General features: G+C 55.4%; 21 protein-coding genes. 16 read left to right on the top strand and 5 right to left on the bottom strand.

Features of this window, described 5'->3' with window-relative positions; genetic code table 11:
* Nucleotides 1-75: 75 nt before the first annotated feature.
* The 8 genes from C7820_RS14005 (at nt 76) to C7820_RS13970 (ending at nt 11,065) form a co-directional block, all read left to right on the top strand.
* The gene (locus C7820_RS14005) at nt 76-3,909 is read left to right on the top strand and encodes a GH32 C-terminal domain-containing protein (RefSeq protein ID WP_397334135.1); all 3,834 of its coding nucleotides are present in this window, start codon (nt 76-78) and stop codon (nt 3,907-3,909) included.
* A 336-nt stretch (nt 3,910-4,245) separates the two neighbouring features.
* The gene (locus C7820_RS14000; protein WP_116231389.1) at nt 4,246-4,995 is read left to right on the top strand and encodes an SDR family NAD(P)-dependent oxidoreductase; all 750 of its coding nucleotides are present in this window, start codon (nt 4,246-4,248) and stop codon (nt 4,993-4,995) included.
* A gap of 90 nt (nt 4,996-5,085) precedes the next feature.
* Nucleotides 5,086-5,550, top strand: a complete 465-nt coding sequence (locus tag C7820_RS13995) for a MarR family winged helix-turn-helix transcriptional regulator (RefSeq protein WP_309545754.1) — start codon at nt 5,086-5,088, stop codon at nt 5,548-5,550.
* A gap of 172 nt (nt 5,551-5,722) precedes the next feature.
* Nucleotides 5,723-6,175, top strand: a complete 453-nt coding sequence (locus tag C7820_RS13990) for a VOC family protein (RefSeq protein ID WP_116231388.1) — start codon at nt 5,723-5,725, stop codon at nt 6,173-6,175.
* 327 nt (nt 6,176-6,502) lie between these two features.
* Nucleotides 6,503-6,982, top strand: coding sequence for a sigma-70 family RNA polymerase sigma factor (locus tag C7820_RS13985; RefSeq protein WP_076168631.1), 480 nt, complete (start codon nt 6,503-6,505; stop codon nt 6,980-6,982).
* A 27-nt stretch (nt 6,983-7,009) separates the two neighbouring features.
* Nucleotides 7,010-8,467: a DUF4179 domain-containing protein gene (locus C7820_RS13980; protein ID WP_116231387.1), complete on the top strand. Its 1,458-nt coding sequence runs from the start codon at nt 7,010-7,012 to the stop codon at nt 8,465-8,467.
* A gap of 183 nt (nt 8,468-8,650) precedes the next feature.
* A complete protein-coding gene (locus C7820_RS13975) occupies nt 8,651-10,450 on the top strand; it encodes an ABC transporter substrate-binding protein (RefSeq protein WP_181909026.1) in 1,800 nt (599 codons plus the stop codon).
* A 159-nt stretch (nt 10,451-10,609) separates the two neighbouring features.
* Nucleotides 10,610-11,065 carry a GNAT family N-acetyltransferase gene (locus C7820_RS13970; protein WP_116231385.1) on the top strand — a complete coding sequence of 152 codons (456 nt, stop codon included), beginning with the start codon at nt 10,610-10,612 and terminating at the stop codon, nt 11,063-11,065.
* An 86-nt stretch (nt 11,066-11,151) separates the two neighbouring features.
* Here C7820_RS13970 and C7820_RS13965 read toward each other — a convergent pair whose 3' ends face one another.
* The 3 genes from C7820_RS13965 to C7820_RS13955 form a co-directional block, all read right to left on the bottom strand.
* On the bottom strand, nt 11,152-12,564 hold the full coding sequence (locus C7820_RS13965) for a sensor histidine kinase (protein WP_116231384.1): 1,413 nt from the start codon (nt 12,562-12,564) through the stop codon (nt 11,152-11,154).
* The gene (locus C7820_RS13960) at nt 12,554-13,225 is read right to left on the bottom strand and encodes a response regulator transcription factor (protein ID WP_116231383.1); all 672 of its coding nucleotides are present in this window, start codon (nt 13,223-13,225) and stop codon (nt 12,554-12,556) included. The genes C7820_RS13965 and C7820_RS13960 overlap by 11 nt, the downstream gene beginning before the upstream one ends.
* A gap of 345 nt (nt 13,226-13,570) precedes the next feature.
* Complete coding sequence (locus tag C7820_RS13955) at nt 13,571-14,659, bottom strand: low temperature requirement protein A (RefSeq protein ID WP_116231779.1); 1,089 nt, start codon at nt 14,657-14,659, stop codon at nt 13,571-13,573.
* Between the two features lie 467 nt (nt 14,660-15,126).
* On the opposite strand from C7820_RS13955, the gene C7820_RS13950 reads away from it, so the two are divergent.
* The 7 genes from C7820_RS13950 to C7820_RS13920 all read left to right on the top strand — a co-directional run bounded on the left by C7820_RS13950 (nt 15,127) and on the right by C7820_RS13920 (nt 20,987).
* The gene (locus tag C7820_RS13950; RefSeq protein WP_116231382.1) at nt 15,127-16,068 is read left to right on the top strand and encodes an alpha/beta hydrolase; all 942 of its coding nucleotides are present in this window, start codon (nt 15,127-15,129) and stop codon (nt 16,066-16,068) included.
* A 21-nt stretch (nt 16,069-16,089) separates the two neighbouring features.
* A complete protein-coding gene (locus C7820_RS13945) occupies nt 16,090-16,656 on the top strand; it encodes an NADPH-dependent FMN reductase (protein ID WP_116231381.1) in 567 nt (188 codons plus the stop codon).
* Between the two features lie 27 nt (nt 16,657-16,683).
* Nucleotides 16,684-17,682, top strand: coding sequence for a type I glyceraldehyde-3-phosphate dehydrogenase (locus tag C7820_RS13940; RefSeq protein WP_116231380.1), 999 nt, complete (start codon nt 16,684-16,686; stop codon nt 17,680-17,682).
* A 188-nt stretch (nt 17,683-17,870) separates the two neighbouring features.
* Entirely contained in the window at nt 17,871-18,812 is a 942-nt protein-coding gene (locus C7820_RS13935) for a ring-cleaving dioxygenase (protein WP_116231379.1), read from the top strand.
* A 239-nt stretch (nt 18,813-19,051) separates the two neighbouring features.
* The gene (locus tag C7820_RS13930; protein ID WP_116231378.1) at nt 19,052-19,375 is read left to right on the top strand and encodes a hypothetical protein; all 324 of its coding nucleotides are present in this window, start codon (nt 19,052-19,054) and stop codon (nt 19,373-19,375) included.
* A 29-nt stretch (nt 19,376-19,404) separates the two neighbouring features.
* Nucleotides 19,405-20,358, top strand: a complete 954-nt coding sequence (locus C7820_RS13925) for an FAD:protein FMN transferase (RefSeq protein WP_116231377.1) — start codon at nt 19,405-19,407, stop codon at nt 20,356-20,358.
* A complete protein-coding gene (locus tag C7820_RS13920) occupies nt 20,358-20,987 on the top strand; it encodes a ferric reductase-like transmembrane domain-containing protein (RefSeq protein WP_116231376.1) in 630 nt (209 codons plus the stop codon). The genes C7820_RS13925 and C7820_RS13920 overlap by 1 nt, the downstream gene beginning before the upstream one ends.
* Before the next feature lie 97 nt (nt 20,988-21,084).
* Here the strand turns inward: C7820_RS13920 and C7820_RS34045 are convergent, their stop codons facing one another.
* On the bottom strand, nt 21,085-21,447 hold the full coding sequence (locus tag C7820_RS34045; RefSeq protein WP_309545753.1) for a DUF4261 domain-containing protein: 363 nt from the start codon (nt 21,445-21,447) through the stop codon (nt 21,085-21,087).
* Between the two features lie 48 nt (nt 21,448-21,495).
* A complete protein-coding gene (locus C7820_RS34040; RefSeq protein ID WP_309545752.1) occupies nt 21,496-21,987 on the bottom strand; it encodes a hypothetical protein in 492 nt (163 codons plus the stop codon).
* 322 nt (nt 21,988-22,309) lie between these two features.
* On the opposite strand from C7820_RS34040, the gene C7820_RS13910 reads away from it, so the two are divergent.
* Entirely contained in the window at nt 22,310-22,696 is a 387-nt protein-coding gene (locus C7820_RS13910) for a DUF5684 domain-containing protein (RefSeq protein ID WP_116231375.1), read from the top strand.
* Nucleotides 22,697-22,728 lie beyond the last annotated feature (32 nt).

Raw genomic sequence — 22,728 nt, 5'->3', positions numbered from 1 at the left:
TTTGTTTCATGTATAAGCTTGTCTTTGTTTATATGTCATTTCTACATATTGTTCTGATGATAAGGAGGAGTGTTGATGAGATCAGCAAGAAAGATGCTGTCCGCGTGCCTGGCCGGAATTTTGGCATGTGCGTCCATCCTGCTGTATGAGTCTGACGAAGGCCGGGGATGGGCGATGCCTGCAGATTCCGAAGTTGAAGTTAACGGCGCGGCAGCTGCATTAACAAAGGAGGCGGACACGATGGCGGCGGGCGTCAATACGAACCTGGAAGGCTGGCAGGTCCAGGGCAAGGGCAAGCTTGAGCAGACGGCGGAGGGGATGAAGCTGGCTTCCGATCCGCAGGAGAACGTGATGGCGGTCTCCAGCACGAAGGCGGACGATTTTATCTACGAAGCCGATGTCATGATCCAAAACGCCGAGGCTGATGCTTCGCTGCTTTTCCGCTCTAGCAGCGACGGCTGGTCCTCATACATGCTGCAAATCGTGCCGTCGTCGGGCATCATCCGCTTGAAAAACGCAGCCGGAGGAGGGCTCAAGGAAGAACGTCAGGTGCCGCTGAAGGTCGGCGAAATCTATCACCTGAAAGTGAAGGCTGAGGGAACGAGCCTGCAGGTGTATTGGGGCAGCCAATATCAGCCGGTCATCCGTGCGGTTGATACCGCCTATGCTTCCGGATATCTTGGGCTTCATGTGTGGAACGGTTCCGCCGTATTTCAGAATGTGAAGGTCGGAAGCCTTGCTGGCAATCTGGACGGCGTGCTCGCTTCAACCGGAAGCTGGCAGCCCGATCTCAAAGGGCTTAAAGGAACGGGAACGACGGGACAAACCGCGTTACGGGTATACCGGAACATTGCTGCAGACGCCGTCTATGAAGGCAATGTCACACTGGGTGAAGCCTCATCCGCGGGACTGCTGATTCGGACAAATGCGGAGGGAACCGCAGGATATGAAGCTGTGCTGCGGCACCAAGGAAGCGGGGTGCAAGTACTGCTGCGGAAAATGGACGGATCTCTCATCAGCGCCTCGACTAGCGTTTACCCCGATTCGCCAAACGCCAAGCATCATCTGGAGATTCAGGCCGTCGGGCCGAGGATTCAGGTGTTTGTGGACGGATATGCTCCCGCCGCCGTGGACGTGACGGACGACAGTTATTCGGCCGGATATACCGGACTGGTTGTAAGAGAAGGCACGGCATACGTCCAGGATGCCTATGTCACGCTTGACTCCGAATACTATACGGAAACGTATCGGCCGGAGTACCATTACAGCCCGATCCGGGGGTCGGCAAGCGACCCGAACGGTCTCGTTTATTTTGAAGGAGAATACCATCTGTTCCATCAGGATGGGGGACAGTGGGCGCATGCCGTCAGCCGTGACCTGCTGCACTGGAAGCAGCTGCCGATCGCCCTGCCCTGGAACGATCTGGGGCATGTCTGGTCAGGCTCGGCAGTGGCCGACACGACGAACGCTTCCGGATTGTTCGGAAGTTCAGGCGGCAAGGGGCTGATCGCGTACTATACTTCCTATTCGCCGGATCTGCCGAACGGCAACCAAAAGATCGGGCTGGCCTACAGCACCGACCAGGGACGGACCTGGCAGTACTCGGCGGAGCACCCGGTCGTGATCGATAATCCCGGCAAAAACGGTGCCGACCCGGGCGGCTGGGACTTCCGCGATCCGAAGGTCGTCCGGGATGAGGCGAACGGCCGCTGGGTGATGGTCGTCTCAGGCGGAGATCACATCCGTTTCTTTACCTCCCGCAATTTGATCGACTGGACGCTGACCGACAATTTCGGATACGGGGAGTACGTACGCGGCGGGGTGTGGGAGTGCCCGGACCTGTTTCAGCTTCCGGTAGACGGCACGGACCGGCGCAAATGGGTGCTGATGATCAGCACCGGCGCGAATCCGAAAACGCAGGGCTCGGACGCGGAGTATTTTATCGGGGAGCTGACACCGGAAGGGAAATTCGTGAACGACAATCCGGCCGGAACCGTGCTGAAGACGGATTGGGGCAAAGAATTTTATGCCTCAATGTCTTTCTACGGCACGCCGGACGGGCGGCGGATTCTGCTGGCCTGGATGACGAACTGGGATTACCCGTTCAGCTTTCCGACGGAAGGCTGGAAGGGGCAAATGACCGTACCGCGGGAGGTCACGCTGCATACGACGGACAACGGCATCCGGCTGTTCCAGTCGCCAATCCGGGAGCTTGCCGGGCTGCGCAGCACCTTGTTCAGCGTGAAAAACCGTGAGGTTAGCGAATCGGCAGCGAACGTGCTTGGAGGAATTTCAGCAGGCGCCTATGAAATCGAAGCCGACATCGAGCTGCCGCAAAGCGGAGCCGCAGCTGAATTCGGATTTACGGTCCGCGAAGGCGGCGGGCAGAAGACGATGATCGGGTACAAGACTGCCGAACAGAAACTATTTGTGGACCGCTCGTCATCCGGCGTTACCGATTACTCGAGCCTGCTGCAGATGAGGCATGAGGCCGCGCTCCAGCCGGACGGCAGCCGCATCCGCCTGCGGATCCTTGTGGATGAATCCTCGGTGGAAGTGTTCGGCAATGACGGCAGGGTCGTCTTTTCCGACCTGATTTTTCCGGATCCGGCCCGGCGGGGCATGAGCTTCTATACCAAGGGAGGTAAAGTGAAGCTCGTGTCCTTGCAGGTGCATGCGCTGGACAATGTATGGCGTGAAGGGCGGAAGACGGGCTCCTCGATCGTCCTGGATCGGAAAGAGATGGAATTGTCTAAGGGGGATGAGGAGAAATTGTATGCATCTTACTTGGAATCCTCTGGAGCAAGCCATCCGCCGATGGTATGGAAGTCCAGCAATCCCGGCGTCGTGCAGGTGACTTCCTCCAATCAGGGGGAATTTCCGGGGAAAGCGGTGCTTCGGGCGAATAAGGCGGGAACCGCCGTCATTACGGCCGTGTCGCCGAACGGGAAGGCTTCGGCCCGCTGCGTAGTGACTGTCACCGACGGGACGTTTACGACGAACCTGACAGGCTGGAAGCCGGATTTGTCGGCATCGCGGTGGGTCGTGACCGAACGCGGTATCCGGGGCAGCTATGCAAGCGATGCGAACTACATGGCGCAGGAGCAGGCCGGGGATTTTGCTTTGGAAGCCGACATGACGCTGGGGGAGACAGGAGGCGCCGGCTCGATCCTGTTCCGGGCGAGCGCAGATGGCCGCAGCGGGTATTATTTCAATCTCGATCCGAACCTGAAGGCCATTCGACTCTTCTATAAAGTAGACGGGCGGTTTGAGGACAGGCAGGTGCTGGCCAAGATCCCCAGGTTCATCCAGCCTGGAAAAACGTACCATATCCGCATTGAGGCGAAGGGGCCGCAGATCCGGGCGGAAGTGGACGGGGTGCAAGTCTTCGACGTGAAGGACGGCACGTTTGCTGAGGGGCACTTCGGCGTGAACGTGTTCGGCGGGCAGGCGTTTTACCAGCAGGTGACGGTGAGCGGGATGTCTGATGCCAAGCTGGCCGAAACGACGCTGGTGAACGCAGCCTCCGGCCTTGCACTGTTTGCTGCGGAATCGCAAAACGGCGAACCGGTAACGGTGGGCGGCCCTGAAGGGGCTTCCCCGCAGGTATGGGTTTTCGTTCCTAACGGGGACGGGACATGGTCTATCCGGACCCAAGCGGGCAAAGCGCTGGACCTCGACACGGGGCAGGGCCGGCTGCAGCTGTACGACTACCTCGGCTACAACAACCAGCGCTGGCGAGTGGAGTACCAAGAAGACGCTGTCGTCAAGATATACTCTGTGCATAACGGCCAGGCGCTGGAGGTATCGGCCGATGGGACAAAGCTGCAGCTTGGCGGCCCGGACGCCGGCGAACCGCGGCAGCGCTGGAAGGTCCTGCCGGATGCCGATCTTCATCCGGGTAAATAAAATGCAGCAGCAAATGGGCTTATCGACTGCCCACGCAGAACAGACAGGGCAAATAGGGGCAACGCTGAGCTGATATTCCATCAAGCAACCGCAACCCGATGTACGGGGTGCGGTTGCTTTGTTCTCTAGGCTAATAGATTTTCAGCCGAGGGAACATTCTATAGCCGCGCCAGAATAACTCCTAATAAAAGGCGGTCATCCTTCTATGACATTACGTCGATAGACTCTTTTATGAGCGATGCAGTTTCTACCAACTTGCACGTCAAATTGAGGTTTGTTATTATTTAGATATAAAATTATTAGATAACTAAATATATAACGAAAAGAGGAAGCAGCATGAAATTACAAGGGAAAGTCGGTATCATTACCGGCAGTGCATCAGGCATCGGCAAAGGCATGGCGCTGGCTATGGCTAAGGAAGGCGCGCATATCGCGATCGTCGATGTGAACGAAGAGAAAGGGAAAGATACCCTCGCCGAGATTAACCAATATACAGAGGGAATGCTGTTCATCAAGGATATTTCCAAGCAGGAGAGCGCGCATGAAATCGTGGCCGACGTGGTCAAGCGCTTCGGCAGGCTGGATATTTTGGTGAATAATGCGCATGTATCGAGACAGGCCCCTTTTATGGAAACAACGCAGGAGCTTTTTGATTTATCCTTCGGAACAGGTTTTTATCCTACTGTTCATTTCATGCAGGCGGCGTATCCGGAACTGAAGAAAACGAAAGGCAAGGTCATCAACTTTGCGTCCGGTGCGGGCATTGACGGGCAGGTCACGCAGACGTCGTATGCTGCCGCCAAAGAAGCGATCCGGGGCGTGTCGCGCGTTGCGGCCAATGAATGGGGTCCGGAAGGAATCAACGTCAATCTGATTTCCCCGATCGCACTGACGCCGGGCGTGGAACAGTGGCGCGAGAATGCTTCGGAGCTATACGAAGCGATGCTGAATAAAATTCCTCTGCGCCGGCTCGGCGATCCCGAGCAGGACATCGGCCGTGTCGCGGTGTTTCTTGCCAGCAGTGACGCCGACTATATCACAGGTCAAACCTTTATGGTGGACGGGGGCTCCATTAAATTGCGTTAAAAGCGGGATCGTCCTACGCCGCAGGCTTCACGGGCTGCCAGGAGCGGTGGATTCCCGGCTGAAAAGCATGTATGATAATGAAGGCCTCTAATGCAGATTAGAGGCTTTGACTTGCAGAAAGCGGGGATTTGCCTGATGGAAGAACAGACGATTTTTGAAATCATTCACAATATGGATAAAGTGACGAACAACCTCATCATCCAGTGGGGCAAATTGTTCAACGAGGACCTTGGAATTTCCCATATTCTCGTTCTGGCTCACCTGCAGCACCACGGGAACAGCCGGCCTTCGGATATCGCCAAGGCTCTGGGGTTGACCCCGCCGACGCTGACCCATCTATCGGAAAAACTCGTGCAGAAGCAGTTAGCCGTTCGAATCGTCGATGAGAAGGATCGCCGTATCATCTATTTGGGGATTACGGACAAGGGGCTCGACATCGTTCACAAGGCGAATCAGGACGGGCAAATTTTGCGCAGAAATCTTTTTGAAAAATTGACCGAGGAAGAAAGGCAGCAGCTGCTGAAAATCTATGAAAAGCTGACCGGGTTTTTATGAGAATCCCCGAGGCGAAACGTGACACCTTCATGTGATGACAGCCATGTCGTGAGATATGGACATCACTTGGAGGTGTTTTTTGCTTTATTAAAACTATGACGTATAGTTGTCAGCTTTTGCCTCCTATAATGGCCTTAGAAGATGAGGGAACAAACGAAGGAGGAAAATGAACATGAGCGAAAAACAAACGTTAAGAGGCATGGCGACGATTAATTATTGGGCAGACGATATGGAGGCAGCGGTGTCGTGGTATTCGGAGGTGCTCGGCATCTCCCCGTACTTCAAACGCACCGGACCGTCTGGCGAGCTTGCTTATGCCGAGTTCCGGGTTGGGGACTACCAGCATGAGCTGGGTCTGATCAGCCGCCGTTATGCTCCTTCGCAAGCGGTGCCGGGTCCAGGCGGTGCCATCATGTACTGGCATGTTGATGATGTGGAAGCCACATTTACGAAATTGCTGGAGATGGGCGCGAAGCAATACGAACTAATTACTCCGCGTGGCGAGGGATTTGTTACGGCTTCGGTGACGGACCCCTTTGGCAATGTGCTGGGGATTATGTATAACCGGCATTATTTGGAGATGGTGGAATGGAAGAAGAGAGGTAACGAGGTTACGAATGATTGATATTGTTTAGAGAAAAATAATAGGCGAATTAAAACTCACAAAACGAGTACGAGTTAAATAGAATCATACTCGCATGGATTAATGCTTATCGAAATATAAAGCATCCCTTCCTGGAATTTTATCGGTCTTGAGGACGTGTCCTCAAGGCCATTTCTTTTACTAATTGACCGAAATCAGACGTCTTTTAAAAAAATTCAATCGATTTTCCAATCTCGCGCGTCTATATTATAGAGCGGCCGCCAAGAGGCCCGTCGGTGAGCGGGTTGTAGAGATACAGAGGGGGGAGTGGGGACGCTGAATGCTGATAGTACATGGAGCGAGATCCATATGAATAGAACCACGCTGACGGAAGCAGAAGCGTTTTTTGAGCGTCTGACCGCCGAGCAGCGAAAATTGTATTCCATCGCCTACAGTTATTTGCGCAGTGAAGCCGATGCGCTGGAAGCCGTGCAGGAGGCGTCATACCGGGCGTGGGTGAAGCGGAAGAAGCTGAAGGACCCGCAGTCCTTCACCCCGTGGCTCATCCGCATCACGATCAACTGCTGCATGGACGAGCTGCGGCGGAAGAAACGGGTGTTTCCGGTGGAGGAGCCGCAGGAAGGGGCCGTGCAGGAGATGAAAAGCAGCGAGCGGATCGACCTGCAGCGTGCGCTGGAGCGGATGAAGCCGAAGTACCGGCATGTCGTCATGCTGAAATATTACCAGGACATGACATCTGTTGAAATCGCGAAGGTGCTGGGCAAGCCGGAAGGAACGATCAAGACCTGGCTGCGGGAAGGCCTGAAGCAGCTCCGGAAATATATGTAGAGGCTGAGCAGAAGGGAGGGACAGGTTATGCCCGAAAAAGAACAGCGCATCCTGCTGCAGGATGCCTATGAAGTAAACAAGCATGCGGAAACGTTGCCTGAGATGAAATTGACTCTGGCTATGCGTAAAGGAATGGAGAGAGGAAAAATGCGTGAAAAGCGGCGTTTCTATTTTTGGAGTACGGGGACGGTTATGGCGCTCGCGGCGGCCCTGCTAATTATCAATTACTCGATCGGCAGCTTGGCCCATCGGGAGGAGCCGGCGCCGAAGCAGACGGCGGGGATACCAAGTCAGTCCGCCTTAGATCCGTACCGCTCTACCTATCTGAAGGGTCTGGCGAGCGCAATGGACCGGGGGCTCGTCAAGCCGATTGCCGAAAGCGTCGAACAAAAAGGGTATCGCGTAGAGGTGGACGGTGCCGTCACGGATGGCCGGATGGCTTATGTGCTGTTCGGTGTCCGCAACCAAACGGATAAAGAGGTCATCAACGCCGACGTATCCCTTGAGCTTGGCGGCGTGGAAGCCCCGTCCAAAGGAGCGTCGGTCGAATTAGCGGGAAGCAACAGCAACATAATTTCGGCGAATGGAGCCAATCATTTTATTTACACCGTGCCCCTGAACCCGTCCGTTCAATATACCAAGGATGCCAAGTTTCATGTGACCTTGACGGAGACGTCAAACGAAGCACTGATGTCCAGCTCCAATAAATACCGCACGGCGTTCGACATTTCGTTTGAGCTCGATCCCGGCATGTTCAAGGACAAAGAGCGCGTGCTGCGCCCAGACCGGACCCTGACAGTAGACGGCCAGCAGGTTCGTGTGACTCAGGTCATCTATACGCCGCTGCACACGTACGTCGACCTGGACTATGATCAGGCGAATGGGAAACAAGTATTCCGTCTGCTCAGTCCGGTGCTCATCGGGAAAGTCGGGGACGAAGTCGAAAAGCTGTATTATCCGAAGTGGTACTCTCGGGACAATTCAGAGGCCCTCACGGAGGGTACAGATGCTATGCTGATGTACGGCAGCGGCCAGGAATACGCCGAGTATGATTCCATTAGGCTCAAGACGGAGGGCACGGCTGCGGTGGACAAGGACCAGCTGCAAATCGTGATCGACCTGAAGAAGAAGCAGATCGTGGAGGCGCCGGACGACCGGTTTACCCTGATTTCATACACCCGGACGGCTGGGCCCGGCGAGGTGCTGATTCACCGTGAGCTCGAAAACGCCTATGCCGGCGAGAGCCTGTCGCTGTCGCTGGATGACAGCTTCACCGATGCCGACGGCAACGTCCACAAAAGGCAGTCTCCTGAAGGATACTCCCAAGGTGGACATAGCTGGTCCAACAAGAAGGACACGATGGGAGACGATTACGATTACAACTTCGGCAAGGATGCGGTAAACTATCCGCAGCCGCTGACCATTAAGGTGAAGCAGATATGGATGCCGATTCAGGATACACAGGCAGTGGAGCTGCTGAAGTAGTTGGCGTAACAAACGCGTACAACCGAAAAATATACAGACAGGCAGTCTGAAGGCTGAAGGGGCCCGAAGGCTGCCTTTTTGTTCCCTTCAGAAAAGCCCGGCCAGTGGGATTGAAATGCGCCAGCAAAATTTGTATGTTGGATGCATACTATTTTTTCAACTGAACAAAAGGGGCTATGTCCGGTGAAATTGGCAGAAGATTACCTTCGGCTGCGAAACGCTTATTCCGGTGAAAAGGAAGGGGAGCCGTTCCGGGTGACGATCGACGGGCTGGCCGAGGCCCTGTACTGCACGCCCCGTAACGCCAGGCTGATCCTGCGCAAAATGGCCGACGCCGGCCTGATCCGGTATGCAGCCGGGCAGGGCAGGGGCCATCGGTCGGAGCTGACGTTCCTCACGGACAGCCGGGAACTCGTGATCCGGGAAGCGCAGCAATACGTGAAGCAGGGGGACGTACAGGGCGCGCTGCTCTGGGTAAAAGAGCAGGCGGGCGAACCCGAAGTGATGCAGCGGTTTGTGGACTGGCTCACCGGATATTTCGGATACCGGACAGAAACGACCGGGGAGGGCCGTATGGTGGAGACGCTCCGCCTGCCGGTATACCGGCCGATCGTGACGCTGGATCCGGCGGACGCAATGTATGCTTTCGATACCCATCTGATCCGCCAAATCCATGCGACTCTGGTTGAGCTGGAAATGGACACCGGCAAGGTTATTCCGGGCGTCGCACATCATTGGGAATCTAGTGCTGATGCCTGTTGTTGGACGTTCTATTTGCGAAAAGGCGTGACGTTTCACGACGGCGCGGAGCTTACGGCCGATGACGTCAAATACAGCCTGCTGCGCGTGCAGCAGGAATCCAACAATCATTCCTGGCTGTGCAGGGACATCGTTGAGATCAATGCGGAATCGCGTTACACCATCCGTATGGAGCTGCGTCAGCCCAACGTCCTGTTTGCGTTATTTATGTCGCATACGGCGGCAGCCATCCTTTCCCGCGCCAGCGGGGAGTCCGGGGCCGGAACGGTTCCCGGCAGCCTGCCCGTCGGGGCAGGGCCTTACCGGATCGCTAAGCTTTCGCCGGGAATGTGCTTGCTGGAGGTTTTCCCGGATTATTATGCAGCCCGGGGCCTGATCGATCGAATCGAAGTGATGATCATCCCGGACACCGGCAGAGAATGGACGGTGGAGACCAATCCGGGCGTACTGGTCGTCGAGACGGGAGAAGCGCGCCGTCAAGAGCTGAAAACATGGCGGCGCAGCCGTCTCGTCACCGGATGCAGTATGCTGACGATAAACCTTGCGAAACCGGGGATTTTGCAAACCGGCTCCTTCCGCAGGGCGCTTGCACTTGCGGTTGACCGGAGCCGTATGGTCCGGGAGCTGGGGTACCCGCATGCTTCCCCTTGCCTCGGTTTTCATCTTGAGCCGCAGCCGTCTGCCACTGATCCGCTGTATGATCCGGAAGAGGCATCCAGGGAATTGAAACGGTCCGGGTACAGCGGAGAGGCGCTGAAGCTGTATGCGTACCGTCGCCATGAGCAGGCGGCTTACTGGCTTCAGCAGCAATATGGCCAGGCGGGAATTCGGCTTGACGTTCATATTCTGCCCTGGGAGGAATTAATGAAGGAAGAGCGGATCCGGGAGGCGGACCTGATCCTGTTCGAAGCGCTGCTGAGCGAGGGGCTGCTCCGGCAGATCGAATATTTGCTGTCCCGGTACAGCTTCATTCGCAGCATGCTGGATCCCGGAACGCAGGCGGAAGTAGACCGGCTTGTGGGGCAGCTGCTTCAAGAGGCGGAACCGGAAGTCCGGGACGAGGCGTTTCAGCGGCTGGAAACCTGGCTGATCGAGCGCAGCACGGCCGTCTATTTGACATACAACGAAGCCCGGGTGCTGTCCCATCCGGCCCAGCAGGGCGTTCGGTTGAATGCCGCCGGGTGGGTGGATTTTAAAGACATCTGGTTTAAAGGGGAAGGTTAACAGCAGGAGATCAACCGCGATTGCGGTACGGGAAAACATGACATCTGGCGAAAGGGGAAAGGTTTCCCGGAAAGATTGCCTTTTTCTAAGGGCTCGTCCGGCTGTACAATGATCACAGCACATGATAAGAAACTTACCAACAGAGTGAAGGTGAACGGTATGGAAATTATGCTGGACGATTTAAGCGGGCCGGAAATAGCCGCGTTGATCCGCGAGCATCTTCAAGGCATGGCGGAGGAGTCGCCGCCGGAGAGTGTTCACGCCCTAGATCTGGACGGGCTGCGGCGGCCGGATGTGACGTTCTGGAGCGCATGGGAACAGGGAGAGCTGCTTGGCTGCGGGGCGCTGAAGGAGCTTGATCCCAGCCACGGCGAGATCAAATCGATGCGGACCTCATCCGCCCACTTGCGTAAAGGCGTGGCCCGATCCATCCTGGCGCACATCATTGAGGAGGCCCGGCGGCGGGGATACCGGCGGCTGAGCCTGGAGACGGGCTCAATGGCGTCGTTCGAGCCGGCCCGACGGCTGTACGCAGCCTTTGGATTTGAGGAGTGCGGCCCATTTGCGGATTATACGCTCGATCCTTACAGCACTTTTATGACCCGAGAGCTGTAACCTAATTATGCAATGACGTGAAAAAAGGACATGCTTCCTGTCATCGACAGGGTGGGCATGTCCTTTTACTTCATGTGCCGGAAAACTTAGCAAGGAATGACAGCGGTGAAGGTACTGCCTTGGCCGGGCGTGCTCTGCACACTCAAAGTGCCGCCGTGGGCTTCGGTAATCCATCTGCCGATGGACAGCCCGAGGCCGTGGCCGCCCAGCTCCCGGGCGCGGGATTTGTCCACGCGGTAAAAGCGTTCGAAGATGTGCGGCAGTTCCTCCGGCGGTATACCGATTCCGTTATCGCTGACGGTCATGTGCAGCATTCTCCGTTTGTCCTCCCGGATCTCCAGGGCAAGGGAGACGGTGCCGCCCTCCGGCGTATACTTGATGGCATTGTCCAACAGGATGACCATCAGCTGCTGCAGGCGCTGGACATCGCCATGAACGGTCATGCCGTCTTCCGCATGAAGCTTCAGCGTAATTTGCTTGGCCTGCGCCAAAGGAAGCAGGGATGCCACCGTCCGAGAGGCTTCGGCTGCCAGATCAAAGTCGGTTATGCTCAGCTGAACCTCATCCGAGTCGGAGCGTGCCAGCGTCAGGAGGTGGCTGGAGAGGTCGGTCATCCGCTTGGCTTCTTCCCGCATGTTGTCCAGCACCCTCCGGCTGAACGGATCGTCCTTCAGGCTGTTTTCCATTTCGAGCACCTCGATGGAGGACAGGATGACGCTGAGCGGCGTGCGCAGCTCATGTGAGGCGTCCGCGACGAACTCGCGCTGCCTCGTATACGAGCGGGCGATCGGAACCATCGCCTTGACCGACATGTTCCGGCTGAGAAACACGGCCAGGACGCAGAACAGCAGCGCGAGCCCGATCAGCACGAGCAGGAGCCAGCCGAACAGCCGGTACTGGCTGCCTACCTCTTTGGCCACGTACAGCGTGCCTATAAAGACTCCGTTATCGTAAACGGCCTTGCCGGCCAGAAGCATGCGGACATTTCCGGGAGCAACCTTGCGGGGATCGTTCCCGTGTCTTGGCGGCCCTGCATCTGCATCCCGGCCGGTTTCCTTGATCGTAACGGTCTTGTACTCCGTCTGATCGCCTTCGGGCGTCCACTCCGCCACCGCGCTGCCGACCGCTGCGCTCAGTCCCATCCGCTGCTGTGCTTCGTACAGAAAATTCCCATGAGGGTCCTTGAAGCAGCCCACCGTCTGGTTCGCTAACGACGGATAGCTGCTGCCGAGATTACCTTCAATATTATAGGAGCCGGTATGCTCCATCGATTCATGAAACGCATAGGACATATCCTGAATCCAGTCGTTCAGCTGATTTTTCTGGTCGTTGATCAGCAGAAAATACAGCAGCCCGTACACCGTTCCGATGAACAGGGCGAGGAAAGCGATAAGCACTGCGGTGTACTGCAGCGTCAATCGGTTCTGGGTTCTTTTGAACAGGTCACTCCCCTGCCGGGGCCAGACGAAGGGGGATTTCCATTTCCTTTTAGGCTTCAATTTTATAGCCGACCCCCCGGATGCTCTGAATCAGCTCTTGATCCAGTCCGCTGAGCTTTTTGCGGAGCAGCTTGATCATGGCGTCGATCGCTTTGGGGCCGACATCGGCGTCGAGTCCCCAAATCCGGTCCAAAATGACTTCCCGGGTCAAAGTGATGCCCTTGTTCTGAATCAGCAGGTCCAGCAGCTGAAACTCCCGCGGCGTCAGCTGGACGAGCTCTCCCGCGATGCTTGCCGTCTGGTTGGTCCGGTTTAGGATAAGGCCGGGGACTTGAACTTCCTCACCTTGAATGGGCGCAAAATTCCGCCGCGACAAGGCGCGGAGCCGGGCGAGCAGCTCCTCGATTTCAAACGGCTTGACCAAATAGTCGTCGGCGCCCGCGTCCAGCCCATTGATCCGGTCCCGCAGTCCGTCCTTGGCGGTCAGCATCAGGATGGCGCCCATGTATCCTTCCTTCCGCAGCTGCCGGCAAGCCCAGACGCCGTCGCCTTCCGGCATCATCCAGTCGAGAATCAGAACGTCGTAATTGGTGGCCTCGGCATACTCGCAGGCTTCCCTGCCGGTAGTGACCCAATCCGCGGTATGGCCGCCTTTTTTCTTCAGCATGTGCACGACCAGCTCTCCCAGCCGCATATCGTCTTCTGCCAGCAATATTTTCATCCATATTCGATCCTTTCCCGCATCTATATAGATTGAACTAAAGTTTTGCATCATTTAGTTCATTCGATCTAGCTCCTGAAATCGTGCCGGAGTTAAAGTTTAATAAGAGCATACTTCCGGCGGACAAACCGAGTCAAGAATCGGGGGCTGGCGGGTGCTTCAACCTTCCCTTCCAGCTTGGGTGCAAGCCATGGTTTGGGGGCTAGGCACGATTTGGAGAAATCTGCATATCACAAAAACCCCAAAACCCAAGGCTTTGGAGCTCTTGAAGGTTTGGGGCTGATGACGAAGGCTGCATACCCCCGCTATACAACGGAGAGATGCGCTTTTTGATGATACGACGGGTTATGTAGTTAACTTCGCGTAGACGATGAAAAAAATCATGATCTCTCCGACGATGGCGTAATCGGGGACGGGGAAGATCAGGTCAATCACGAAGCAGCAAGCAAGAATCCCCAGCATAATAGCCAGATGATAGGGCTTCAGCCGCAAATGTTTGTGTCTGTACCGGTGAAACACCACAGAGGTTGATAAGAAATACAGGAGCACGGACCCAAACACGAATGCCAGCAAGAAGGAGTAATCCATCTGGTCTTTGTATAACAGCTGAATGGCTGCCGCAATCATACTCATCGACAAATACACGAATAAATGGCCGTAAATAATCATTTGGCCGGCCGTGTGGATTTCCCGGCTTACCTTTTTGTCGATGTTATCAAAGTACTGCCACCACATGGCGATGACCAGCAGGCTGGTAAAGGCGACGAACAAGACGGACGGTAGGTCCCAGTGATTAAATTGCAGCACGGCCAGAATACTGACGACCGATTCGCCTAGGAGAATCAAGGTAAACAGGGCGAAGCGTTCGAACAAGTGATGCGTATTGATGGGGGTTCTGACCAAGTGCCGGCGCCCCATTAAGGGAAGCAGAATATCTACGGCGATCCCCGCGTACAAGACGGCATACCGGATCCAGGAGTCGAAGAACAGCGAGCAGGCCGAGATCAGGATGCCGATCAAAAAGTGGGTGCCTAAATAGGAGGCGGTCACTTGCTGATGCGCCGCTTTGGCCCGATGGACGAAAAGATACTGCAGGGCCGTCAGCACCCTTGAGCCAATGTATCCTACAAAGAAGGGGACATAGTATTGGTCAAAATCTGGGGACAAACTCGCCGTCATGACGAGAACGAACAACAGCTGAAGGATCATGAAAACCCTGTGAATTAAAATATCCTGGCCGAATCGGTTCACAAAGAGCGTTTGTCCTACCCAACCCCACCAGATCGGGATAAAAATCAACACGAATTTGCTCAGGTACTCCAAGGGAATGGTTCCGTGTTCCGCATGCAGCAGGACATGCGTTGCTTTGGACACGGCTGCGACTAAGAGAAGATCGTAAAACAGCTCCAGCCAGGTCACCTTTTTTTCAATCATAGCCTTATAGATCCCCTCCTTGATGTGATGAATGCCGTCAAATGAGTCAAAAGCGAATCCGCCGCTCATCCGAAGAATCAATTTATTATATCAATTTTCAAATCCCGGTCTACTACATTTTCGGAAATAGGACTGCAGGCTGTAACCGAAGTCCCGGATTGTTAAGCAGGGGTAAATACAACGGCCTTTTTTACTGATTTTTTGTACATTAAGGAAAAAAATATAGTTAATATAATTTTATATACACGAATAACATTATGTGCTATTCTAACGTTGCCAAAGAGATGTTATGCGTCAAGTATCGTTTATCGATTGCCACTACGCTTCTGGCTGCACGGAGCACCGGATCAACATTGGACGGTCCTTAGCTTGATGGACGGGCATCATGGGATGCCGTGGTCCTTACCGGGTGATTTCATGCTTTTTGAAACTACGCATTGTAGTATAAATAATGGGAGGGAATACATATGGCAAAGAAGGTTGTTTTGGAACCCGCTGCTTTGAAATTTGCACAAGATACCGCCAATCCGCCGTATTTGTTTGATCTTGGACCGGAAAAAGGGCGCGAAGCCGTAGACGAGGTTCAATCGGGCGACGTCCCGAAGCTGCCGGTTGAAATTCAGGATATCACCGTTGAGGGAGGGCCGAGCGGACAGGTTTCGGTCAGACTGCTTCGTCCGGAAAACGTTACAAATAAGCTGCCGGTCATTCTGTATATCCATGGCGCCGGCTGGGTGTTCGGAAATGCGCATACCCATGATCGCCTGATCCGGGAGCTTGCAGTCGGTGCCGAGGCCTGCGTCGTATTCCCGAATTACAGCCTGTCTCCGGAAGCAAAATATCCGACGGCGATCGAGGAAATCTACGCGGTTCTGACCTGGATTGCGGAACATGGGGAGGCATACGGCCTGGATACAGACCGCCTTACCGTGGCTGGGGACAGCGTCGGGGGAAATATGACCGCTGCGATAACGCTGATGGCGAAAGAGCGCAAGGGTCCCGCCATTCAGAAACAGTTGCTGTTCTACCCGGTGACGGATTCAGGCAACGACACGGAGTCCTATCATCAGTTTGCGGAAGGTTATTTCCTGCGCCGGGACGCCATGGCCTGGTTCTGGGAGCAGTATATTACGAAGCCGGGCGATAAAGAGGAGATCTATGCTTCCCCGCTGCGGGCAACGCGCGAGCAGCTCGAAGGCTTGCCTCCTGCACTGGTCATTACCGCTGAAGCGGACGTTCTTCGCGATGAAGGCGAAGCTTACGCCAACAAACTGCGCGAAGCCGGCGTCCGGGTGACCGCTGCCCGTTTCCAGGGGGCCATTCATGACTTTGTCATGCTGAATGCCCTTGCGGACACAGCGGCGGCTAGAGGCGCGATCGCGCTGGCGAACGCTTGGCTCAAAGAATAGCAGGGGCGGTGAAAATAGCAAATGGCGACAACCATAGGCATTATGGTGGGGAGTTTAAGGGAGCATTCGTATAACCGGATGATTGCGGATACGATCCCGGAGCTTGTAGATTCCGCACAATATAAATTCATCTCGATTGCGGATCTGCCCTTGTACAACGCGGATTTGGACCGGGAGGAAAGCCCGGAGTCGGTCAAACGCTACCGCGAAGCGGTTCAACAGGCGGACGGAATCATCATCGTGAGCCCGGAATATAACTCGGGCATCCCGGGTGTGCTGAAAAATGCGCTGGACTGGGCCTCAACCCCGACCAAAACCGCGGTCCTCATTCATAAACCGGCCGGGGTCATCGGTGCGACGCCGGGCGTTAAAGGGACGATTTTGTCCCAGCAGCAAATCCGGCAAACCTTGGACGCCGTTCAGTCTTATGTGATGCCGTTTCAAAAAATGTATATATCGCAGGCGATGGAGAAGGTTGATCCGGAGAGTGGTAAGCTGACCGATGAAACGACCCGCAAGTATGTACAGCGTTATGTGCGGTCGTTCATCCAGTGGGTCGATCAGGTACAGCAGATGAACGGGCAATAACCATTTTAATCAGGAGCTGAGGCTATTATGGGTAACATTGCAATTTATGGATTCGGTCGGATCGGAAGACAGCTGCTTCGGGCGGCGTTGGAACAAAATTGGTTTGTTCCTTACTCCATCTCCGATATTAAAGACGAAGCGACGCTGGCTGCGCTGTTTGAAGTGGACACGAATTACAAGCGCTGGCATGAGAGCGTATCGGGCGGCGAAGGCGCGATCGTGATCGGCGGCCGGGATATCCGGTATTTGAATTCGGCCAAGGAAGTGCCTCATTGGGGTGAGCTCGGCGTCGACCTGGTCGTCGACTGCACCGGGCGGGCCGTGACGCGGCCTGTGGCCGAACAGCACCTGGAGCGGGGCGCCAAACGGGTGCTGGTCAGCGGACCAAGCAAAACGCTTGATGACTGCGACGCCGTTCTGCTGAAAGGAATCAACCTCGACAGCTTCGATCCGGAAAAGCATAAAATCATCAGTATGGCGAGCTGCACGACGAATGCGCTGGCTCCGGTCGTCAAATTGGTCCGGGAAAACTACGGGATCAAATACGGCTTATTCTCCACGGTACACTCGTATACGAACACGCAATCGTTAACCGATCAGCCGATGAAGGACCGCCGGGACTCTTGGGCTGCAGCAGAAAACATCATTCCATCGTCTTCCGGCGCCGCCAAAGCGCTCAAGTTCATCTGGAACGATCTGCAGATTACCGGCAAAGCGTACCGCATTCCGACGCGTACAGGCAGCATTGCCGAGCTGAACCTGATCACGGAGAAGCCCTGCACCGTTCAGGAGATCAATGATATGTTCCGGCAGGCCGCAAGCGAAGGCGATCTGAAGGGTGTGCTTGACGTTTTGGAAGGGGAATGGGCATCGTCACGCATCGTTGCCGATCCGCATTCCTCGATTATCGACCTGCCGTTAACCCAGGTGCAGGGAGAAATGCTGTCTGTCGCCACCTGGTACGATAACGAATGGGGTTATGCCTCCAGATTGGCGGAAGTTGCTGCTTATTTGGCAGGGAAATAGGATTGCAGTTACAGAAGACAGGGGCTGCCGGGGAGTGCCGGCGGCCCTAATCTGCTTGAGAAAGGGATGGATCGGATTCGCTCCGAAAAAATGGATTGACAATAAGCAGAACATCATTTATCTTTAATTTAAGATAAATGAATTCGAAATAAAATCTTGGATCCAAAAATCCTAAAGGAGCGATACAGATGTTCACACGCACGGCAGGTATTCATCACATTACGGCATTTTCAAGAAATCCCCAGGAAACGATTGATTTCTACAGCGGTATCCTCGGACTCAGCTTGGTGAAGAAGACGGTCAACTTCGATGATCCTACGGTGTATCACCTGTATTTCGCCGACCCGGCGGGATCTCCGGGAACGATCCTGACCTTTTTCCCCTTTCCTCGGGCCCGGCAAGGGCAGATTGGGGGCGGTCAGGTGGGCATCGTAACCTTTGTCATTCCGCCCGGGTCCATCGATTTTTGGCAGGAACGGCTGGCTTGGTTCGGACGGGATGCAGCAAGCAGCAAGCGGTTTGGCGAGAGCTATCTGCAGTTCTCGGATCCGGACGGACTGCGCCTGGAACTGGTGGAGCGGGAAGACGGAGCCGGGGGCGCAAGCCCGCTTGAAAGCATTCCGGACGACCAGGCCATCAAGGGATTAGGCGGTGCGGTTCTGTTAAGCGAGGCTTATACCGATACGATCGACGTGCTTGAGAACCTTCTCGGACTGGCCAAAATCGGGGAAGACGACGGATACGCCCGTTTTCAAGCGACGGCTGAACTCGGCAACCTGATCGATGTTCGTATGGAGAATATGGAAGCGGGACATGGCACTGCCGGAACCGTACATCACATCGCCTGGCGGGCAAGCGATAACGCGGAGCATGAAGCGTGGAGGGAACGCGTGTCGGTCAATGGCTTTGACGTCACTCCGATTAAGGACCGCCAGTATTTTAACGCCATCTATTTCAGGGAACACGGCGGAATCCTGTTCGAGATTGCGACGGATCCTCCCGGATTCGCCCGGGACGAAGCCCCGGATGCGCTGGGACGCAAGCTGATGCTGCCGGAATGGTTTGAACCGCTGCGAGGAGACATTGAGGCCCGGTTAGAGCCGGTTACGACCGAGAAAGTATGGAATTGACCGCGAAACAGGCGGTGTGCGATATCGTGAGACAATCAGCATTTGGATATGAGGCGGTTTAGAGCCGCCCGCCGGCCATTGATGATCCCTGCAAGGACAGGGGTCATCTTTTTTTTGCAATCTACTGCCTGAACGCTAGACTTTATTGTGAGACTTTGGCTTTTCACCATCTTTTCACCATCGCCCCTTACAATGACAGCATAACGGAAATGAACATACTGAAACAAGGTGGTCTGTATATGGCAAATTCCAAATGGATCAAATGGACGGCAGGCATGGCGGGTGTGGTCATGTTTACAGGTTTCGTAGGATATATCTCCAAATTTAATCCGGCTGACACTGCTACAGGGAATGTGGCGAGCGCTTCCCCGATCTTCGGGGCGGGACAAGACGACTTAAGCGGCGACGTCGAGAACCAATGGCGGGACGAAGCTTCCGGCGGGGACGCAGGGTTCTCCGGGCAGGAACGCGGATTTATGGGCGGCCGCTCCCGGTCGGGCATGGACTTCGGTTCCGGGCAAAGCAGCAGCGGGGAAGGCTCCATGCGCACCCACGCTTCCTAGCGGCAGGCGCTGGACGGAGGTGATTGAAGATGCATACATTCAGAGCGATGAACACCGATTTTGTCACGCATGGACTGCCTGAGGCGGAGCAGAGGGAAGCGGAGTCCTGGTTTGCTTTTGTGGAAAAGCATTTGACCCGTTTCGATCCGGGCAGCGAGCTGTCCCGGCTGAACCGTTCGGCAGGCAGGCCGTTTATGGCGACGCCGATCCTGTTTGAAGCCGTCAGCGTGGCGGTGGATTATTACCATAGAGCAGACGGGTTGTTTAACCCTTTTCTCGGACAGCTCCTGTCTGATCTGGGCTACGGCCGAAGTTTCAGAGAGAAAGCCGAGGAAGAGGAGGTTTCTTCACAGGCACCCGACCGAACGGAGGCTATTGCAAGGCTGCTGGGCGCTTTTGGCCCGGAGATCGGGGCCAAGCTGAACCCGCTGCATCGCAGCATCGAGCTGCCTCCTGCATGGTCGGTGGATCTCGGCGGCATCGCCAAGGGCTGGAGCGCCGAGAAGTTCGCGGGCATGATGCGCAGAAAGGGCATTGCGCACGGGGCGGTCAGCGCCGGCGGGGACATGATGCTGTGGGGCGGGGAGGACCGCCCGCAGCAGGTTAACATAGCGGATCCATTCGTCTTGGACCGCGACATTGAGTCGCTCGTCATCCGCAGGAACGCGGGCGTTGCCACAAGCAGCCGGCTAAAGCGGAAATGGCTGGACAGGGAGGGACAAGAGCGGCATCACATCCTCGATCCCCGCACGATGATCCCGAGCCTGACGGACGTGGCGCAGGCGACGGTCATCCATCCGTCGCTGACGGCGGCCGAGGTCTATGCCAAATGCCTGCTGATCCTTGGCCTGCAGGCCGGGACGGCGTGGCTTGAAAGCAAACATCCCGCCGCGGCGGCTGTATTCGTCTGCGAAGACGGCTCCGTCTGTACGGCGGGATTCATCGAAGCATATCGACAGGAGAATGGAAAGGAGGCGGGATGATGGCGGTCTTTCATCATTTCGGCAGCGTCATCAGTCAAATTTTATCGGTGTGGGTCACGACGAGGGCGGCGGGGCTGACCTCTTATATGCTCCTGTTCGCTTCCATCGCGGCAGGGCTGCTGCAGGGCAGTGCGTGGGCCAAAGGGCCGGTGAAAGCGAAGCTGAACATGGTGCATCAATGGTGCGGCTGGTTCGGTTTGTTATTCGGTATGGCTCACGGGCTTGTTCTCCTGTTCGACCGGTATGTCGGGTATTCCTTGGCGGATCTTTTGATCCCCTTTAAGGCGAGCGGCGACCGGTTGTGGATGGGGCTGGGGATTTTGTCGCTGTACTTGATGCTGCTGCTGATCATCAGCTCGGATCTGATGAAGAAGCTCGGCAAAAAGGCTTGGCGCTTGATTCATTTTCTGGCGATGCCCACCTATTTGATGGCGCTTGTCCACGGAATCATGCTGGGAACGGACAGCCGGCAGGCTCCCGTGATTGTGCTCTATGCAGTGACCGGCGTGACGGTGCTTATCCTGCTATTGAACCGGATCGCCGCTACCCGCAGAAAGGGCGGAGGGAGAATGATCGTGGTGCAGGAAGGCGGGAAACCCCGCATTAAACAAATTCCTTCTTCACGCTAATAGGGCAGGCGGAGTGCTTCTGCGCTCCGCCTGTTAAGCATGATCAAGCGTTATTCGGATGTTATCAAGAGTTCATATTCGCGGGGTCCGGGCCATTTTAGCGGCTGTTCTCCTGCCGTCCGGCGTAGTAGGGGGCGCCTGGATCGATGTCGATCACGACGCGCTGCGGCTCGGCCAGTGCATATTGATGCTCGCAGCGCCAGCGCATCTCTTCGGTGAAGCCGATCGTTTCGCCGTCTTCGATCACGTCTCCCTGCCGGAATAAATAGTACGCCACATCCATCAGCTGGCCGGCCAGCTCGGAAGGGTCGAGGTCAAAGAAGTGGCATTGGACGTCGGGAATCCCGAGCGCCGCCAGCCCAAGCGAATCCATCAGCCCTTCATTGCGCCCGCTCCCGGTCCCTTCCACGTTATAAAAGCGGATGTTCATCGCGCCGTACAGCAGCTCGCCTTGTTCCAACGCCGCCAGGTACGCCTGCGGCTCGACAAGCTTGTCGCTGGCCCGGAATTAGACGGCGTCGCATGGAGCCGCCTCCAGCACGGCCCGCAGGGCGCCGGTCATCAGCTGCAATCTGTCTTGGGGCATAAGGCCGGAAGCCATCAGGTCGGTAAGCAGCAGCGTATAACCGCATCCGCTGACGACTTCTCCGGCTTCTCTCCAGTGCCAGGACTGCTGAACGGCGGTGGCGTATTCGTCTACCGGGCGGTTGTGGACCGGCATCAGGCTGGTTTGCGCCGGCATCTCGCCTTCCGAATAGGCAACCTTATAATCCAGGTGAAAAAAGTGCAGCAGATCATCCGGACCGGACTCATCCGGCTCCCACACCGCAAGGCCGGCATGTTCGCGTTCTCCGGCTTGCTGGGTGGAGCCGGTGTAACGCTCCATGCTTGCATACAAACGGTTTCGGTCGATTTCCGGCTTGTGCCGATATTTCAGTTCGACTGCATATACCCGCGAGAAGCCAAAGCTTTGTTCTTCCTGAGCTACCTCACTCGTCATGTTCCTCTTCTCCTATCGCTGTACTGTTCTCCATTCCTTATTGTAACGAATCTTTCCAATGCGTTCCAGCTCGTCCCTGTATCCCGCCGGACAGAGAGACGGAAATTTATTGATTTCGGCGAATCGCTGGATGTCATAAATCCGCAGGCCGGCAATAAGTTATAAAAGGCCCGGCTGAAATCGGAGTGCTTCGAAAATGCATCGGTCCCGGGACGTAGTTTTATGTCGAAAAAAGTACAATTAAAGAAGGGATTTGAGGAAACGCATCGAATAAAGAGAAGTGCATTTTTACCTCAATACCCAATTTTCAGGAGGATGTTTAATGATCGTTGTATTGAGTTTGCTGTACCTGGCTATTTATATCGCCATTTGCGGAGCGTTTTTCCAGCTTGCCAAAAAGGCGGGAAGAGACGACATCGCGTGGTTTGCGTTTGTCCCGATTTTGAATTATATTCTCCAGCTGAAGCTGATCAAGGAGAGTGCATGGTGGATCCTGATCACGCTGGTGCCGATTGCCAATATCGTGTTCGGCATTATCTGGCAGGTGAGGCTGCTGAACGCGTTCGGCAAAAACGGAGCCTATGTCCTTTTCGGCGTTTTCCTGGCTCCGGTGTATGTGATTTTGTGGATGGTTTGGGGCTACTCCAGCAAGACGACTTACCAGCTGTACAATCCGCCGGTTCCTCCAGGGCCAACAGCCGCTTTTTAAGCAGAAATCGCTCTTGGGCTCTGACTGGATCT

The organism is Paenibacillus sp. VMFN-D1 (assembly GCF_003386155.1).
In the GTDB taxonomy this organism is placed as follows: domain Bacteria; phylum Bacillota; class Bacilli; order Paenibacillales; family Paenibacillaceae; genus Paenibacillus_AQ; species Paenibacillus_AQ favisporus.
The sequence above is the reverse complement of the archived record's forward strand: the minus strand, read 5'-3'. Positions and strand labels throughout refer to the sequence as shown.

Coding starts and splice junctions, on each gene's coding strand:
- C7820_RS14005 (WP_397334135.1), top strand. CDS start 76: ATGAGATCAGCAAGAAAGATGCTGTCCGCGTGCCTGGCCGGAATTTTG.
- C7820_RS14000 (WP_116231389.1), top strand. CDS start 4,246: ATGAAATTACAAGGGAAAGTCGGTATCATTACCGGCAGTGCATCAGGC.
- C7820_RS13995 (WP_309545754.1), top strand. CDS start 5,086: ATGCAGATTAGAGGCTTTGACTTGCAGAAAGCGGGGATTTGCCTGATG.
- C7820_RS13990 (WP_116231388.1), top strand. CDS start 5,723: ATGAGCGAAAAACAAACGTTAAGAGGCATGGCGACGATTAATTATTGG.
- C7820_RS13985 (WP_076168631.1), top strand. CDS start 6,503: ATGAATAGAACCACGCTGACGGAAGCAGAAGCGTTTTTTGAGCGTCTG.
- C7820_RS13980 (WP_116231387.1), top strand. CDS start 7,010: ATGCCCGAAAAAGAACAGCGCATCCTGCTGCAGGATGCCTATGAAGTA.
- C7820_RS13970 (WP_116231385.1), top strand. CDS start 10,610: ATGGAAATTATGCTGGACGATTTAAGCGGGCCGGAAATAGCCGCGTTG.
- C7820_RS13960 (WP_116231383.1), bottom strand. CDS start 13,225: ATGAAAATATTGCTGGCAGAAGACGATATGCGGCTGGGAGAGCTGGTC.
- C7820_RS13955 (WP_116231779.1), bottom strand. CDS start 14,659: ATGATTGAAAAAAAGGTGACCTGGCTGGAGCTGTTTTACGATCTTCTC.
- C7820_RS13950 (WP_116231382.1), top strand. CDS start 15,127: ATGGCAAAGAAGGTTGTTTTGGAACCCGCTGCTTTGAAATTTGCACAA.
- C7820_RS13945 (WP_116231381.1), top strand. CDS start 16,090: ATGGCGACAACCATAGGCATTATGGTGGGGAGTTTAAGGGAGCATTCG.
- C7820_RS13940 (WP_116231380.1), top strand. CDS start 16,684: ATGGGTAACATTGCAATTTATGGATTCGGTCGGATCGGAAGACAGCTG.
- C7820_RS13935 (WP_116231379.1), top strand. CDS start 17,871: ATGTTCACACGCACGGCAGGTATTCATCACATTACGGCATTTTCAAGA.
- C7820_RS13930 (WP_116231378.1), top strand. CDS start 19,052: ATGGCAAATTCCAAATGGATCAAATGGACGGCAGGCATGGCGGGTGTG.
- C7820_RS13925 (WP_116231377.1), top strand. CDS start 19,405: ATGCATACATTCAGAGCGATGAACACCGATTTTGTCACGCATGGACTG.
- C7820_RS13920 (WP_116231376.1), top strand. CDS start 20,358: ATGGCGGTCTTTCATCATTTCGGCAGCGTCATCAGTCAAATTTTATCG.
- C7820_RS34040 (WP_309545752.1), bottom strand. CDS start 21,987: ATGACGAGTGAGGTAGCTCAGGAAGAACAAAGCTTTGGCTTCTCGCGG.
- C7820_RS13910 (WP_116231375.1), top strand. CDS start 22,310: ATGATCGTTGTATTGAGTTTGCTGTACCTGGCTATTTATATCGCCATT.